This window comes from Chitinophaga pendula, from assembly GCF_020386615.1.
In the GTDB taxonomy this organism is placed as follows: Bacteria; Bacteroidota; Bacteroidia; order Chitinophagales; family Chitinophagaceae; genus Chitinophaga; species Chitinophaga pendula.
The window spans coordinates 1,485,197-1,503,516 of sequence record NZ_CP077769.1; the positions used below are offsets into that span (position 1 = coordinate 1,485,197).

Consider the following 18,320-nt stretch of genomic DNA (forward strand, 5'->3'; position numbering starts at 1 on the left):
AAAGACTATGAATAAAGCCTATTCACGTCAGGTTTCGTCGTTTCTCCCCCATGAGGATATACTGACACAGTTTGAACATGAGCCCCCGCCATTCAGGTCTGAATTGTTTGATGCAGAGCAAATGCTGCAATATTGCCGCCAGCTGGCAGGCAGACATAAACTGATTGCCGGGCTGGATAATAAAATAATGTTCAGAAGCCTCTCGGACAACAAAGAGAAGATAAACAGGATTCATAAAGTACTAGCGGAAGCCGGTTCCGGTGACGATGCTATTGAACTGCATGAATGGAGAACAAATTTTTATCTCATAGAAGATCAGCTGTCCAAAGCTAAAATGTTGCTGACTGCAGCAAACAAGAAACTGCCTAGGTTACAGGGCGAATCAGGCAAGGATTATCCGCGTATATACAGGATCATCACCGCATTTATCGCACACTCCAATGCGCAGGTTGATATCAACAACCTGCTGGCATTTGTCAATACTTATCAAACAATCTCTCCTTTACAGACCGGAGAGTTACGAGCTATACAACTGGTACTGAAAGTCGCATTAATAGAAAATCTGGTGAGGGTAGCTGCCCGGATAGCCGTAGCAAAGATCAACCAGGGTATCGCAGATAGCTGGGCTGCCCGGATTGCTACTGCCAACGAAAATGGAATAGAAGCACTTAATACGTTATGGATAGATTTTCTACTGTCAGGTCATGCCTATAAGGACGTCGTCATAGCAGAGGTAATACGGTACCTGCAGGAAAAGAGTCCCAAAGCTGCTATCCCAATGTCCCGGCTGGAACAGATACTGAGCGAAAAGTCCTTGACAGGAAAAAGCGTCATGGTATTGGTCAATGAAGAGCTTACAATGGAAAAAGTGAGCTTCAGGAACTGTCTGAGTAGTATCCGCATGCTGGATACTGTAGACTGGTCCTCCTTTATAGATGCTGCCAATACAATCGATCCGATCTTGTCAAAAGAACATAGTGGGGTATATCCATTAATGGAATTTCATACTCGTGACAGATACAGGAGGGAAGTGGGAGCTATTGCACGGCAGGCGAATGTGGCGGAAACTGTCATTGCTGATCATGTGCGCAGGCTGGCAGATAATGCCCATATAGCAGGCGATACCGCCTATGGCAGATCCCATGTTGGTTATTTCCTTATTGGAGAAGGACGTAAACAGCTGGCGGAAATGCTGGGCATACCATGGAGTAAAAAGAGCCCTCAACCAATAGGTAGAAAAGCATTAATACTTTATCTGGGAGGCTTTTTACTGTTTACCGCTTTGCTGTCAGCCGTGTTCTTTAACCAACTGCAACACGAGGCGCGCAGTCTGATGGTATGGCTGCTGATGTCTGTTGCCATTATTTCAGGTGCCGGTCAACTGGCGAAGTTACTGGTAGATATGGTAGCTTCCTGTTTTACCAAACCGGTGTTGCTGCCACGTCTTGACTATGCCAATGGAATACCGGACTCCGCAAAGACCCTGGTAGTAGTTCCTGCCTTATTGTTTAAAGAAGAAGATGTAAAAGAACTGGTACATGCATTAGAAGTACGTTACCTGGCCAATAGAACACCTAACCTGTATTTTGGACTGGTAACAGACTTCAGCGATGCGTCGGATGAAATAATGCCTGGAGACGATCAGATATTAGAGCTGCTGGCAGATGGCATAACGGCGTTGAATGACAAATATAATAGCGCCGGCGACGACCTCTTTTTCCTGTTCCACCGCCCACGGTGCTGGAACCCACTGGAGAAGATATGGATGGGCTATGAACGGAAAAGAGGCAAACTGATGGGATTAACAGCATTGCTGAGAGGAGAGGCGAATGAGTTTTCCCGGGTGATAGGTGATACAACACTTTTTGCCGGGATCAGGTATGTGATTACATTGGATGCGGACACGCAGCTGCCAAGAGATGCCGCCTGGAAAATGACAGGTACCATGGCACATCCGTTAAATCACCCGGAATATTGTGAGAAGAGATTACGCGTAATAGCAGGATATGGCATGCTGCAACCCAGAATGGCCAATGACCTGCGCGAAATGAATCAAAGCAGGTATCATCGCTTCAGCGGCAGCGGTCCCGATCTGGATCCTTATACCCGGGCTATTCCCGACCTCTATCAGGATCTGTTTGGCGAAGGGTCTTTTGTCGGAAAAGGAATATATGATGTAGATATTGTATTAAAGGCGTTGCACAATCGCTTTCCGGACGATCGCGTACTAAGTCATGATCTGCTGGAGGGGTCCTATGTCAGATCAGGGCTATTGAATGATGTAAAACTGTATGAACAGGTCACCGGATATAACGCAGAGATCAAACGGAAACATAGATGGATACGTGGAGACTGGCAGATCGCTAGTTGGATTGGTCCTTTCGTACCTACCCAGGATAATAGGAAAGTTAACAATCCTATCTCAGCATTGTCCCGTTGGAAAATGTTGGATAACCTGCGCATAAGTCTCATGCCGGTTGGAAACCTGCTGCTGCTGGTGTTAGGAATGACCGTGTTGTCAAATACCCTTTTCTGGACAATGGCCGGAATACTGACTATGATGTCTCCGGCGTTGATAACGTTAATATCCAAGTTGTTTTCCAAACCGGTAAGGCTCCTGACAGCAGAACATTGGATGGCCTGCATAAAAGATACCGCCGCCGATTTTCTACTCAGAATATATGAGATATTGGTACTCCCATATGAAGCCTACCTGGCCATCGATGCCATACTACGTGCCGTCTGGAGAGTATATGTCAGTAAAAGAAGATTGTTGGAATGGGTGCCGTCCGCGAATTTTAAAAATATTGGTAATGCAGACCTGCTGACCACCTGCAAAAACATGCTTGTAGGACCGGCTTTGAGTGTATTTGTGGTAGCATATTGGATACTGACAGGTAAGGATATCTCTTTTATGCCGGTCGTACTACTGGCAGGTTGGTTACTTTCTCCCGTATGCGCCTGGTGGATGAATCATCCGGATGATATCACACTGGATCAGATCACTAGAGAACAGACATTGTTCCTGCATCAGCAGGCAAGGAAGATCTGGGCCTACTTTGAGACATTTATCAATGAATCGGGTAACTGGCTGCCTCCCGATCACTTCCAGGAGCACCCGGTAAAAGTCTTAAAAGATTATACCTCCCCCACCAATATGGGCCTGGCATTATTAGCCAATTTAACGGCGCATGATTTTGGATACCTGACCAGTGATCGCATTGTAGTGCAGTTGAATAATATCCTGCACGCCATGGGAAGATTGGAACGTTATAAAGGCCATTTCTATAACTGGTATAATATTCATAGCCTTAGCCCCTGCTACCCGCGTTATGTGTCCACGGTCGATAGCGGGAATCTTGCCGGCCACCTGATGACGCTCCGGCAGGGGATCACCGATGTGAATGACTCACCGCTTATAAGCATCACACAGTTTAAAGGGTTGCTGGATACAGCGTTGGTGCTTGAGACAACAATGACTGGTACGCAGACGCTACAATCGTTTATACAACAATTGCATGCTATCACTAAAGAAGAGCTTTCTTCACTGGAACAGATCAACGTACATCTTTCCGCTTGTATTGATGCAGTGAATGATCTGGGAAGTAGCCTAAGACGTGAATATGATAAGGATAGTGATGCTGTTTTCTGGATCGGCAGATTGGAAGACCAATGTGATGCTATGCAGTCGGTATTGGATAACTATTTCCCATGGGTATCCTGGACTGATTTACCTGCATCTTGGCAGGAATTGCTACCGTCGCAGGCATTATCTCCACAGGGGTTAAAAAAATGTAATAGCACTATAAAAGAGGCTATTAACCAGTTAGACCATCCCACATTGACCCACCAGGAGCGGGCCGTCTTACACCGATTGGCGAATGCTTGGGAGAAAACGGAAATAACAGCCAGTCACTTATTACAAGAGGTCGCCTATATCCGTGTGAAATGTACAGCGTTTGCCGATATGGACTATGATTTTCTCTATAATAAGGAGAATATGCTGTTAAGTATCGGTTACCAAATGGAAACGGAAAGCCTGGATCCGGATTACTATGATGAATTAGCATCCGAAGCTCGATTGGCAAGTTATGCAGCCATTTGCCAGGGCAAAATACCGGTGAAGAACTGGTTTGCATTGGGGCGCCCGCTGGTACAGACTGATGAAGGCCTGGTGATGTTATCTGCAAATGGTACTATGTTCGAATATCTGATGCCACTATTGGTAATGCCGGATTTTGATAATACCTTGTTGAACCAGGCTTGTAAAGCTGCAGTAACCGCCCAGATAGCTTACGGTAATAAAAAAGGAATCCCCTGGGGATTTTCAGAGTCAGAGTACTATGCATTGGATGCCAATTCGAACTATCAATATAAAGTGTTTGGAGCGCCCGATCTGAGCCTGCGGCAAAGTTATTTAAGTGAAGACAGTGTCGTAGCCCCCTATGCATCCGCTATGGCATTGATGGTGTCTCCAGCAGCAGCATGCCGTAATCTGGAACTGCTCGCCAAACAGCAATTCAGTGGCCGGTATGGATTCTTTGAGGCAATAGATTACACCCGCTCCCGCGTACCGGGTGGGCAGCAGTTCGGTCTGGTAAGATCCTATATGGTACACCATCAGGGAATGGCTCTATTGGGTATGGCATATCTGCTCCAGGATAAACCCATGCAACGCCGCTTTATGCAAGACCCGGAACTGGAATCTTCAATTCTCTTGCTGCAGGAAAAGTTCCCACTGGACGTACCCTTCCATATTAAAGGAACAAGCACTGATAACCCCGGCGAACACGAAGAGACCGGTTTGTCAATGTCGGACAACGATTGGATAAAGTATCCGGCTGCAAATGGAGAAGAAGAAGTGCAATTGTTATCTAACGGACGCTACCATACGATCTTATCAAATAAGGGTAAATACCTTAGCCGGTGGAAAAACGCATCCGTAAGCAGCTGGACAAAGCCTGCTATATACCCTTCCGGTCTTCGATGTTATGTATATGATCCTGCCGGAGAGCAATATTGTACCTCATTAAACTACTACACGGGAGAGCCACAGGAACAGGGTAAGATGGGCTTTTCCGCAGGAAGTGCGGTATGCTATCATGAGAGTAATGGACTGCATATTCGGGAAGAGCTATCAATAGCACCGGATGACGATATGGAAGTACGACGGATCTCTGTCTATAACGACACCAACAAAAAGAAGGAAATAGAGATCATCAGCTACGCAACAGCGGCATTGGACAATTCCTTTGTAGCTATTCCCGTACCGATATTACCTGATGGCCAGGTGGTATTGTTTGTCAAGAACGCTAAACACGATAATACCTCACAGGTATGTTTGTTTCATACAACAGTAGTGGAGTCGGGTACGGTACTGTCTGAAGAATATATAGCTACCGCGGACGGAGGAAAGGGAGAGGAGCACAAACATACACAAATGCCGGGACAGGAGAATAACCCCTTGCTGGCAGCTGGCATCCGTAATAAGATATTGGTGGCTCCGAAAGAAACAGTCATAGTGAATGTGCTGATGGGGGTAGGCGAGACGAAAGAACAGAGCATTGATATTGTCAGGAAGATGCAACAACAGCAGGGTATTTCAGCTGTCATAACAGATGCCCGCCGGCATGCCTTAATGGTGAAGAAGCGTGTTAACCTGACAGATGCCAATGCAAGGTTATTCAGACGCCTGGCCGGAAGTACGATTTTCTCGACCCCCGTTGCTGATAATACCCGTACTGACCTCCGGGATGTCGCAGAAAAGCCCGCAACGCTGTTGCTGAAAATTAAAAGTACCGCTCATTCCGATGTCATCCTGCAGATCGTACAGTTACATGCCTACTGGCGCATGCATGGCATCATTACCGACTTGGTGATATGGAATGAAGATACCAGCTGCTATAGACACTTCCTGCAAAAGCTCATCTTCGAAATAATCAACAATGGCGTCAGCGCTGAACTGTTGAACAGACATGGTGGTGGTATATTCATCCGGATGGTAGCTGAATACAATGAAGAAGAAAAACGCTTGCTACAAGACGCTGTCGGCATCATCGTCGCGAAAAACTGGAACACATCCTTCCACCTTTCTAAATGGAATAGTAACATAAACGAAAAAATAGTAACTGCATGATGATACGATCCGCATATAAGGGTTTTCTGTTTCTGATGACAACACTACTGACCTCCCATGCAATAGCACAGGAAGCAGGTCATTTTAATTTGGGAGGTAAGCAAGTCGATACCGGATCGTTTAATCAGCAGATCAGGACCCTGATGGCAGAATGTAATATCCCGGCTACATCCGTCGCGCTGATCGATAACGGAGCGGTCGTCTTTTTTAATGCCTATGGCGTAAAAAAAGACACCGACCTCGTAACCAAGGAAACAGTTTTTGAAGCGTGCTCACTCTCCAAGACCTTCCTGCTATATGCTGTATACAAACTGGCAGATGAAGGCCGGTTAGACCTGGATAAACCACTGTATGAATACCTGGAGAATGAACGGTTGAAACACGATCCCAGGTATAAAAAGATCACTGCCCGGATGGTCATGAGCCATTCCTCCGGAATCGAGAACTGGTCCGGATTCAATAATGGTGATACCCTCGAAATAGTCAGTGAGCCGGGTACAAAATACGTGTACTCGGGAGAAGGGTATGTCTATCTGTCAGAAGTGGTAGCCACCATCCTCCAAAAGAAATATGTGGATTACATGAAGGAGCGGGTGTTAGAGCCCCTGCAACTGAATCATACATATACACATTTTACAGAGGATGAAAAACATCCGGATAACTACGCCATAGGACATGATCCCTTTGGAAGGTCCTATGAAAAATGGATCAATACAGAGCCCGAACCAGCTTCAGGGATCAACACCGTCGCAAATGACTACGCCAAACTCATCCTCGCTATTTTCGGTGGCAAGAACCTCTCAGCAACACGCATCCATGATATTATGCAGCCCGTAGTGAAGTTGAATGAGAAAGATTCCACCGCCTTCTTCGGACCTGGTTTCGTCGTATTACGAAACGCAACAGATACTCTTATTTATCAGGGGGGAGATAATGAAGGTTGGAAAGCCTGCGTATTGTATTCCGTAGTACAGAAAAAAGGGCTGGTACTAATGACCAACAGTGACCGTGGCCTTGTGATGCTGGATAGATTGAACCAATCGTCCGTAAACCTCGATATTAGGCCCATCCTCAGTAAGCTGGAGTTTACCCGGCAATATCCGAATGACGTGACCACCTTGCTGGCCACTTACAAGAAAAAAGGATTTTCACAGATGATAAAAACACTGGACGAGTTGATCGACTCCCGGAAGATACAACCACATACCCTCAACGAACTGAGTTTCCTGATCTATCAGTATGACTGGCGCCTGGCCCAAAAATTACTACATAAAAACCTGGCAATGACTCCCTCCGACTCGCTGTCTTATTATATGCTGGGCGCAATAGCCTTCCGGTTGAAAGACTACAACGAAGCGCGTGATTGCTTCCGGCAGGCCCGACAAATGAAATTCGCAGATTTTGACAATAACTACGCTTTGGACCTCTGGTTAAGCAATTGCCAGCGTAATATCAACGACCTGCAGACACGTAGTGCCAATAAAACAACCATACAACCAGGACAGAAAGCCCGTGTAGAGAGCGAATATTATAACCGTATGTATGCAATGGAAAATGGCAATTCGGAAGATACAGACAATACCAACGCCGTTATGTCGATCGATAAGGATGGCTGGCTGGAATATAAAGTGTATGTAGGCAAGCCGGGCAAGTACAACGTGAGCTTCCGGGTAAACGGAACGTTGAATAAAGAAACCGTCACATTAAAATCCGGGACTAAAGTGGTCGCCCGTATTGACAAATCATCCCTGAAAGAAGTAGAGGGATGGAATACCATAACGACTACCGCCCAACTGCCTGCTGGCTGGCAGACGATGAAATTAAATATGCCGGCCACCACCATGAGCATTAACTGGTTCGAATTTACACCTGTCCGCTAGCACTCGCCAAATAAGGTGAAGATAACCCGTGCAGCGCGATAGAAATGATTATCTATAATTAAACGGATATGTTTAGTCTTACAAAAGATGACAGGGTAATAGGTATAGTAGGAGGGATGGGCCCCGAAGCGGGTGGTATGCTGTTTAATAGGATACTGGCGCTTTCCGAAGCCAGCACAGACCAGGACCACCTGTCCGTTATCATGATGTCCCTGCCCAAATACATGGCCGACAGAACACAGTTCCTGGAAGGAAATGAAGAAATCAACCCGGCCTTCAACATCACAAAGATCATCCTCAAACTGGAAGAGGTCGGCGCATCAATTGTAGGTATCCCTTGTAATACCACACATGTGCCAGCGATCATGAATAAGATACAGGAACTGTTACGCGACGCTGGTAGCAATATCCGATTATTGCACATGCCGGTAGAAACTTGCAAGTATATCGCCGAACGTTACCCGACATACAAAAGAATAGGTGTCATGTCTTCTAATGGCACCTATCGGTCGCTATTATACAAAAACCTCCTGGAACGTTATGGATACGATGCCGTACTGCCGGAAAAAGACTTTCAACAGCAGGTCATTCACAATATCATCTACGATCCGGTACATGGAATAAAAGCCAACCCCGATCGTATCACCAGGCAGGCAAAGTTATGGTGGACAACAGCCCTGGACTTCTTTAGATCGCAACAGGCAGATGCCGTGATACTGGGCTGTACAGAGCTGTCTATCATCGCCCAGAAGACACCCGTCCCCGACATTCCTGTAGTAGATGCAATGGAGTCGCTGGCTCGGTCCATGATCAAAGAAGCTGTACAGGTAGTGGAACCGATCCCGCCTGGTGAATAAATCTTTAAATCTGCTATCGCAGCTGACAGGAACCGATTCTTAATACTTTTATTTATATCTTACACTAATTGCCCCACGGTTAGATGTATGTAGTTGAATATTTTATCAGAGAACAATAAACGAGATGCTATGATTACCAATTATCTGAAGATTGCCTGGAGAAACCTTGTTAAAAACAAGACATTTTCTTACATCAATATTGTAGGGCTTGCCATTAGTATAGCCAGTTTCTTGCTGATAACTTCCTACGTGTTGGATGAATTGAGCTATGATAAATTCAATCGTGATGCCGATCGTATCTACCGGATCAATTCAAAAGTAAGTTTAGGGGGTGGTGATGTCGATGCCGCCGTATCAGACGATATGATCGGACAACTGCTGAAAGCAGACTATCCACAGGTGGAACAGTTTACCCGCATCTATAATGAGGAAACAACCAAACTGATAAAAAGAGGCGTTACCAATGTAAGCGAAAGCAGGGTCGCCTTCGTAGACTCCACCTTTTTTGATGTATTTACATTACCCGCTATATCCGGAGACCTGAAGACTGCCCTGAACGAGCCCAATACAGTCGTGATCACCAAAAGCATGGCAAAGAAGTATTTCGGTACTACCGATGTGGTAGGCAAAACGATCGAAACCACCGATAATGGCTCCTCCATATATAAAGTGAACGCCGTGATCGAAGATATGCCACGTAATTCGCACTTTAACTTCGATTTCCTGTTCCCCATGAAAAACCTCAATTACAACTGGGGACAATTCACCAACTTCAACTTCCATACATATCTCAAACTGGCAAAAGGAGTAGACTATAAATCATTCGAGAAAAAACTGGATGAGTATATCAACAAATATGTACTGCCATACGTACAACAGTTCATTAAGATCAACAGCATGGAAGAACTGAAGAAATCCGGCAACAGCCTGGAATATTCATTAATCCCGCTCACACAGATACACCTGTATTCCAATCTCTCCTCCGAGCTGGCGCCTAACGGTAACATCCAGTTCGTATATATCTTTGCGGTAGTGGCACTGTTCATTCTTGTGATTGCTTGTATCAACTTTATGAACCTGGCTACAGCATGCTCCTCCAAAAGGACTAAAGAAGTAGGTATCCGCAAAGTATTGGGTACGGAAAAAAGAGAACTGATATTCCAGTTCCTGGCCGAATCTATCCTTACTGCCAGCTTGTCGCTGATACTGGCTATCGGACTTACTTGGTTATCATTGCCCGTCTTTAATGATATCGCCGGCAAATCCATCTCTATCACCTTCCTGTTCTCTCCGGCTATCCTGATCATACTACTCACACTCCCATTCTGGGTAGGTATACTGGCAGGTGCTTATCCCGCTTTTTACCTGTCTGGTTTCAAACCCATAGAAGTATTAAAGGGCAAGTTGAGCTCCGGCTCATCCGGTGGCGGATTGCGCAGCATCCTGGTCGTATTCCAGTTCGCTACTTCTATCCTGCTGATCATCGGTACCATCGTGATATACAAACAACTCAGCTTCATCCAGTCAAAAGACCTCGGGTTCAATAAAGACCAGATCCTGATTGTCAACAACACCCAACTGCTCGGAAATAATGTGGATGCCTTCAAAGATGAAGTACTGCGGATCAAAGGTGTGTCCAACGGCACTATCAGCTCTTTCCTGCCGGTAAACAGCTCCTCCCGTAGCGGAGAGTCTTACTTCAAAGAAGCCACCCTCGATGTGAAAAACTCCCTGCATATGCAAAACTGGGAGATCGATTATACCTACATCCCTACAATGGGTATGGAGCTGCTGAAAGGAAGGAATTTCTCCAGGAACTTTAACGACTCCAACTCCGTGATCATTAATGAAACAGCCGCCAAACTGCTGGGATATGATGACCCCGTAGGTAAACGTATCTATACCAATGATGCAAATCACAACCCGATATCCTACAACATCATCGGGGTAGTGAAGAACTTCAACTTCGAATCACTTCGCCAGAATATAGGTGCACTCAGTTTCTTCCTGAACAAAAATACCGGACTCGAATCCTTCCGGCTCAATACAAAAGATGTAAACCCGCTGATCAGCAGCATAGAAGAAAAATGGAAATCCATGGCGCCAGGCATGCCGTTCAGCTACCGGTTCATGGACGACTCCTTCAATGATATGTACCGGGACGAACAACGGGTAGGTAAGCTGGGAATGATATTTTCCCTGCTGGCAATCTTTATCGCCTGCCTTGGATTGTTCGGACTAGCCACCTTCATCGCACAGCAGCGTACCCGCGAGATCGGTATAAGGAAAGTACTGGGCGCCAGCGCAGAAAGTATCGTACGGCTGCTGTCTAAAGACTTCCTGCGACTGGTGATCATCGCCTTCATCATCGCGTCTCCCATCGCCTGGCTATTTATGGACAAATGGCTGCAAGGATTTGCCTACCGCGTAGGCATCAGCTGGTGGATATTCATCGTAGCCGCAGTAATGGTACTCCTGATCGCATTGGCAACCGTAAGTTTCCAGGCCATCAAAGTAGCAGTGGCCAACCCGCTAAAAAGTATAAGACCGCGTTCATGATGGTTACAATAGTCTGTTAAATCGCTGATAGACACCCTGACTCCCCTGGTACAAGACACCGGGGGAGTTTTTTTTGCTGTTATATATGGGTAATGAATAATGTGATTATGGCCGCGCTCGCCGCGTAATGCCTTGATAATACTGAAGATATTTCGGAAATAGGCATCGCAGGAACTGGGGTGTTGGATTAGTGAAAAATATATCTATCTTCATAACCTTAATTTTTACATGGACAAGCCGTCATTTTGCAGGCAGCATACGCAGCAGATAAAATACTACGCTGGTAACATTTTTGTAGCTTTGGGCAATGCATAACGAGAGAGAAATCCGTTTGCTGATCGCAGACGATGACCAGGATGATTTTGAACTCTTCCAGGAAGCATTGGAAGAATTAGTACTACCGGCCAGTGTACAACATTGCCGGGACGGCGTCGAACTAATGGGGGTACTTAAATTATCTCGACCTACTGAACTGCCTGACATCATCTTTCTCGATCTCAACATGCCCCAGAAAACTGGCTACGAATGTATCCGGGAGATAAAAGGAGATACCAGCCTGAAAGATATCCCTGTCGTGATATTCTCTACCTCTTTTCAACCTGAAATCGTTCAGCAGCTTTGCCAGTACGGGGCAGATCGCTATCTCGTTAAACCAAACAGCTTCAAAGACCTCGTAAAAGCCATCCGTAGGGTATTCAGCCTGGCTGCGGAAACAAAGCTACACTGCAATTCAGTCGACGATTTCGTTTTGCAGCCGTAAAAAAACTGTATGAAGAAAAAAAATGCAGCAACCGCAGATGGCCGGTTCGAACTCATCGTTCAACAGGCGCCTGTTGGTATCACCATCTTCAAAGGAAAAGATATGATCGTGGAGATGGCCAACGAAACCTACCTACAGATCGTTGATAAAAAAGAAGAAGAACTTATAGGCAGATCCCTGTACGACTCTCTCCCGGAAGTAAGAACATTCGTAGAACCACTCCTAGATAAAGTTTATAATACCGGTGTCTCCCACTATGGGTTTGAATTCCCCGTCATCCTGAACCGCTACGGACAAAGCGAACTGACCTACTTTAACTTCGTATACCAGGCCCTCAAAGATGCAGAGGGCGCAATATTTGGCGTCTTCGTCGTAGCCAATGAAGTTACCACCCTAGTACGTGTCAAACAGTCCATAGAAGAAAGCGAAAGGCAATTCAGGAACATGGTCATGCAGTCTCCCATCGCCATGACCATATTCCGCGGCCCAGACCATATTATAGAACTGGCAAATACCACCTTGCTCAAAAATATCTGGCGCAAAACAGAAGAAGAGGTCATGGGCAAAAAAGCCCTCGAAGTCTTCCCCGAACTAAAAACACAGAAATATCCCGCCCTCCTGCAAAAAGTACTCAATACCGGCATCACACACCGGGAAAGCGAATCCCTGGCAATAGTAGGAGAGGAGTCATTCTATCTCGACTTCGAATACGCACCGCTGAGAGATACAGAAGGCAACATATCTGGCGTGATGATCACCGTCTATGACGTAACCGAAAAGGTCGTAGCCCGGCAAAATGTTGAAGAAACAAAAGAACGCCTCCGTCTCGCCGTAGAAGCCACCGGTCTCGCCAGCTGGGACCTGGATCTGCGAGATATGTCCATTCAACATGCCCCACGATTGGTCGAAATACTTGGCTATCCCGCCGGCACGGCGCTCACCCATCAGCAAATGCGCAATAGCGTCATCCCCGAAGACCTGGAAAATATCGTCCTAAAAGCACAGGAAGAAGCCATGACCTCCGGGATCTATCAATATGAAGCCCGTATCATCCTCCCTGACAATACCATCGCCTGGATCAAAACACAGGGGAAAGTCATATACGACGAACATAAAGTACCTTTTAAAATAATAGGTACCCTGCGCGATATCACCGAAGAAAAAGCCTTCTCACAAGCCCTTGAAAGACAGGTACAGGAAAGGACAAAAGAACTGGCCGTGCAAAACGAAACCCTGGCAAAAATGAACGCCGAACTGAAGAGCTTCGCCTACGTCTCCAGCCACGACCTGCAGGAACCGCTGAGAAAGATCCGCATCTTCTCCGAACGCATACTCGAAACGGAAATCGATCAGCTCTCCGCTAAAGGAAAAGACTATTTCAGCCGTATCGAAAAAGCAACGGTCACCATGCAGACACTTATTAAAGACCTGCTGGTGTACTCCCGCACCAGCAACACCGAAAGGACCTTCGAAAAAAGAAATATCGACGATCTCCTCAACGAAGTCAGAGAACAGTTAAGCGAAGAGCTGGAAGAGAAAAACGCCACTATCAACGCCACCCCTCTGGGTATTGCAGCCATCATCCCCTTTCAGTTCAAACAGCTACTCATTAACCTGATCAGCAATTCGCTTAAATTCTGCCGACCCGGCATAGCTCCCGTTATTAATATAAACCACCAGGTGGTTAAAGCAACGGCTGTCCCCGGCACCACCACCGCCATCGAACAGGACTACTATCATCTTACCATAACAGACAATGGCATCGGATTCGACAACGAGTTCCGGGAAAAGATCTTCGAGATCTTCCAACGGCTCAACCAGAAAGAGAAATTTGAAGGTACCGGTATCGGATTAGCCATCGTAAAAAAGATCGTAGAAAACCACCAGGGCATCATATCCGCACAGGGCGAAAAAGACAATGGCGCCCGATTTGATATCTATTTCCCCATAGATCCACATCGCTGATTGCGTCGCCAACCGGGAGGCACAGTGATCAGCGTGGAAATGATCTTCCGGTATGGTAAAGATGTCACTGCATTGGGATGCATATTTTTTAATTCTGCAGGTACTGGTAGTAGGAGGGCTCGCAATCCTGGAAGACCGGCAGCTCGCCAAAAGATAATAACGATAACAACTAGTTGGAGGCGGGTAGAAAGCTGAAAATATGATCAAGAAACAGTACATCAATCGCTGTCCGGCATACAATAATAGGAACTTGATCCACCTGGCTGTCCTGCCGCAGCCGGGTTACATAATGATGATGACATTCCGTGGTGCCCTGACCGTAAATAATGATCAGATCAGGCACCGCATCCCGCAATAAAGCACTTACCTGCGCCATATCCGCTGATGCTATTTTCAGATCATAGACATATTTGGAAGATATATATTGGGTAGCGGTCAGGTCTGCTGAATAATTGCCGATCAGGATAATGTTTTTTACCGGGAGCATATTTCAGTGTTAGAATAGATCATAACCTGGTTGGAGTTCATTGAAGGAGCGGCTGATAGCGTATGTTTTACACGTATTTTAACATGCAGGGCATTTTTGTTTTTCTTTGATGAGCATAGTGTTCACTCCAAGGACAGAGTAGGCGTAAAGGTAGTATTTGCAGCACGAATTGCAATAAATTATTTTTTCATTCTATAACAGATTTGCTTTATTTGCAACCTGGATCATTAATTATCTTCGAAAGACCTATAAGTTAATATAGTATTATGACAAATGTTAATAAAGAACACACCCATGTTTTATTAGCAGAAGATGATGACGACGACTTTATGGTATTCTCTATGGCTGTCGATGACATCAAGACCATTAAAATAGTATTGACTAGGGCAGAGAATGGTGAGATTCTGATGCGGCTGCTGGATGAAAAACATCCGGATATCCTCTTCCTTGACCTGTTAATGCCCTGCAAAGATGGTATGCAATGCATCCGGGAGATCCGTGCCAATAAGAAATTCGACTCATTACCCATCATCATCTATTCTTCACTGGCCGACTTGAAGAATATCGAATTCTGCTATCGCGAAGGGTCCAACCTCTACGCCAAAAAACCGTCTTCATTACAGGAACTAAGAGATATACTTGAACGCATCTTCGCCATCGACTGGAAACGCATGATGTACTATCCGCCCATGTCACAGTTCGTTATCAACGAATAGATCATCTCCGCCGCTTTTTACTGCACCACAATACCAACCGTAAAAATTATTTGTCATATAAGGTCAATCACACGAGTAGCCTTATATGACAACGGAATTTAACGTACTTTAGCCCACCTGATGACTGGCCACACTTACCTGCTGTAAGCATGGGTCGGTACCAGGACCTTCTCCTCCTTTCCCCGCATCACTGCACTCCAGGTAAGTACCATATCCGCCGGCAACCATTGTTGTTTGACCATCATTTCGTGTGTGTATTATACCTATTGCAGCCCAGTACTGCCTAACCAAACCTATCGTATGCTATTATGAAGATCCATGTTGTAACCACCTCCGACGTACAATACCTGCCCGCTATCCACAGCCCGGAACGAATAAGACATTTCATACCACAAGCTACCAGGACCACTATACAAGGCGACTTCGGCAATATATACTGCCAGCAATCCCATCTCGACCTCCTCACCTTGAGCTATTGCGTATTCGACCTCTCCAGGGCCACCGATATCAACATCTCAGCATTCAAATCCCTGCACCTCTGCTACAACCTCAGCGGCAGGAATATACCAGTCCAGCAACTGGTTCAACTGGGCAATACCCAAACGCTGATCAATTACCTCATTTGCCCGCAATACACGATCAGCCTGCTCCCCGGTCATTATAGCGTCCTCACCCTCGAAGTCGATCAAACACTATACCCCTTGCTAAAAGAAGAATACGACTTCCTCCGGCAATTATCCCCCTCACAACAGCTACACAGCCGTTGCCCCCGCCTTACCCAATCCGCCCAGATGCAACTCACCAGCGAACAACTGCTGTCTATCGAAGAATCCGGACAGCTTGGTAGCATCAACCTCGACGCCGCCGCCAAAAGATTACTCTTCCTCACCTTCAAAGAAGCACGTACCCGGCTCACCAGCACTATCAGACTGCCCTGCAATCCCTACAAAAACCTCCTCCTCGAAGTACAGCATTTTATCCAGCATCACTTGGACCACAAAATGACCATCGACAGCATCGCCCGCAAATTCAAACTGAGCCGCTCCCGCCTCCAATCCGCCTTCAAAGAACTATTCGGCATACCCATACACAGCTACATCATAGAAGAACGCATCGCAAAAGCTAAAATACTCCTCCAACAAGGCGCCCTCCTGGCAGAAGTAGCCACAACAGTAGGATTCCCCGATAAAAGCAATTTCGTGAGAGCATTTAAAAAAGCCACCGGCCTGACGCCTGCTTCCTACCGGGAGCTATATAACGAAGAAGAAAGCAACCCGTCCTGAATCTCTATCTCAATAGTAGCCTGCTGACCCGCTAAAATACCCCGCCACCATAAGTACTATACTATGTGGAGAAAAAATAACACCTTTGCGCTACGATAACGATCCAATATGAAAAGGGCTAAACTAGTCAGCGAAACAATCGAACAATTCTATTCCGAAACTTACGAAGAGATAAGACTGGAAGTAGGGCTGGGACCCCTGGAATTCGAACGTAATAAAGAACTCATACAACGTTTCCTGCCAGCAAAAGGAGGCGCGATCGCCGACATAGGCGGCGGACCAGGTGTATATGCCGCCTGGATGGCCAAACTGGGCCACGAAGTAATCCTCTTCGACCCCGTACCCAAACATGTCGAACAAGCAAACAAACGCTCCGCCAAATCCAAAAAACGTCCCTTCAAAGCATTGCTGGGGGAAGCCCGGCAACTCGACCTCCCGGATAATACCACCGATGTAGCCATACTCCATGGTCCCCTCTACCACCTCCAGCAGGAAGAAGATCGCATCGCCGCCATCCGCGAAGCTCAGCGCATACTGAAACCCGGCGGCATATTCCTCGGCTTCGCCATCAACTATACCGCCTCCACCCTCGTAGGATTGTTCAATGGCCACATCTACGACCCTGCCTTCCTGCAAATGTGCCGCGAAGAACTAAGTTCCGGCGTCCACAATGCACCCGGCAACTGGCCCGGTATCCTCCCCGAAGCCTACTACCACCGCCCCCCTCAGCTGACAGCCGAAGTTACCACCACCGGCCTCTCTCACATCGATACCTTCGCCGTAGAAGGCATCGCCTGGATGGACAGCAAATACTTCGAACACCGCTCCGACCCCCTCAAAAACAAACAACTGATGGAACTCCTCCGACTCACCGAAAATCATCCCGAAATGCTCGCCATGAGCCCCCATATGATGATCGCCGCCAGGAAATAATACCCCGGATGTCATAATGAGTGTACAACGCAAGGTGTTGACTGTCAGTTAATTGATTTTTAATGTGTAAGCGAAAAGAGCTGACTTATAGGTAATTATAGCCTCAGGTCCACCTCTCCTGTATCATTCCTATAACATTCGTATAACATTCCTATAAGTAACCTTCACCTGGCAAGCCTCCCCGCCACCTGTCCCGATGCACTTGGTAACTTGATGCCAACAGCGCCCGATTTAAAAAAATACACCTCAGCGTAACTATCGATAATAGATATACGTTAAATGAATAGCTGAATATATAAAAGTATACAGTACCTCCGCCTTTGTATACAAAAATGATGATAACATAGACCATTATTGCATACAACAACAAGACAAGTATAGCCGTCATTTTATACTACTGAAATAGGATTGCATTGACTGTTGCAACGTGTAAGTGATTTATTTGAGTAGCTGGTAAATGTATTGTCATGGCTTGTTTGGGCAGATTGTAAAAGTAGAGTAATGCGCTGCCATTACATAGGAGTTTTGGCTGTTTCATATTTATTTGCTTACTTTACCAACGTAAATAAACACTATTTAAATAGCGAGAATATTTACAGAAGGTGAACAAAAGATTCGCCATTGAAATGACCCATAACCCGACTAAATAAACCCTGTTATTAAATAAAAACAACTCATTCAAATCGCTCAGTAATAGGCCCCGCCAGGACCAGTACCGTTGTATTTGAAACACAGTCAACTATG

General features: G+C 46.1%; 10 protein-coding genes. 9 read left to right on the plus strand and 1 reads right to left on the minus strand.

Annotated features, from left to right (window positions below; translation table 11 throughout):
• Window positions 1-7: 7 nt before the first annotated feature.
• The 6 genes from KTO58_RS05890 (at window position 8) to KTO58_RS05915 (ending at window position 14,157) form a co-directional block, all read left to right on the plus strand.
• Window positions 8-6,136, plus strand: a complete 6,129-nt coding sequence (locus KTO58_RS05890; protein ID WP_095840273.1) for a glucoamylase family protein — start codon at window positions 8-10, stop codon at window positions 6,134-6,136.
• Window positions 6,133-8,016, plus strand: a complete 1,884-nt coding sequence (locus tag KTO58_RS05895; RefSeq protein ID WP_095840272.1) for a serine hydrolase — start codon at window positions 6,133-6,135, stop codon at window positions 8,014-8,016. The genes KTO58_RS05890 and KTO58_RS05895 overlap by 4 nt, the downstream gene beginning before the upstream one ends.
• Window positions 8,017-8,084: 68 nt before the next feature.
• Window positions 8,085-8,873 carry an aspartate/glutamate racemase family protein gene (locus KTO58_RS05900; protein ID WP_095840271.1) on the plus strand — a complete coding sequence of 263 codons (789 nt, stop codon included), beginning with the start codon at window positions 8,085-8,087 and terminating at the stop codon, window positions 8,871-8,873.
• Between the two features lie 129 nt (window positions 8,874-9,002).
• Window positions 9,003-11,432, plus strand: a complete 2,430-nt coding sequence (locus KTO58_RS05905; RefSeq protein ID WP_095840270.1) for an ABC transporter permease — start codon at window positions 9,003-9,005, stop codon at window positions 11,430-11,432.
• A 307-nt stretch (window positions 11,433-11,739) separates the two neighbouring features.
• Window positions 11,740-12,192, plus strand: a complete 453-nt coding sequence (locus KTO58_RS05910) for a response regulator (RefSeq protein WP_095840269.1) — start codon at window positions 11,740-11,742, stop codon at window positions 12,190-12,192.
• 9 nt (window positions 12,193-12,201) lie between these two features.
• The gene (locus tag KTO58_RS05915; RefSeq protein WP_095840268.1) at window positions 12,202-14,157 is read left to right on the plus strand and encodes a PAS domain-containing sensor histidine kinase; all 1,956 of its coding nucleotides are present in this window, start codon (window positions 12,202-12,204) and stop codon (window positions 14,155-14,157) included.
• 169 nt (window positions 14,158-14,326) lie between these two features.
• Here KTO58_RS05915 and KTO58_RS05920 read toward each other — a convergent pair whose 3' ends face one another.
• Entirely contained in the window at window positions 14,327-14,644 is a 318-nt protein-coding gene (locus KTO58_RS05920; protein WP_095840267.1) for a hypothetical protein, read from the minus strand.
• A gap of 266 nt (window positions 14,645-14,910) precedes the next feature.
• Here KTO58_RS05920 and KTO58_RS05925 point away from each other — a divergent pair, with 266 nt between their 5' ends.
• The 3 genes from KTO58_RS05925 (at window position 14,911) to KTO58_RS05935 (ending at window position 17,576) form a co-directional block, all read left to right on the plus strand.
• Window positions 14,911-15,360, plus strand: a complete 450-nt coding sequence (locus KTO58_RS05925) for a response regulator (RefSeq protein ID WP_095840266.1) — start codon at window positions 14,911-14,913, stop codon at window positions 15,358-15,360.
• Between the two features lie 308 nt (window positions 15,361-15,668).
• Window positions 15,669-16,643: an AraC family transcriptional regulator gene (locus KTO58_RS05930; RefSeq protein WP_095840265.1), complete on the plus strand. Its 975-nt coding sequence runs from the start codon at window positions 15,669-15,671 to the stop codon at window positions 16,641-16,643.
• A 108-nt stretch (window positions 16,644-16,751) separates the two neighbouring features.
• Window positions 16,752-17,576 carry a class I SAM-dependent methyltransferase gene (locus KTO58_RS05935; RefSeq protein WP_095840264.1) on the plus strand — a complete coding sequence of 275 codons (825 nt, stop codon included), beginning with the start codon at window positions 16,752-16,754 and terminating at the stop codon, window positions 17,574-17,576.
• The last annotated feature ends 744 nt before the right edge of the window (window positions 17,577-18,320 follow it).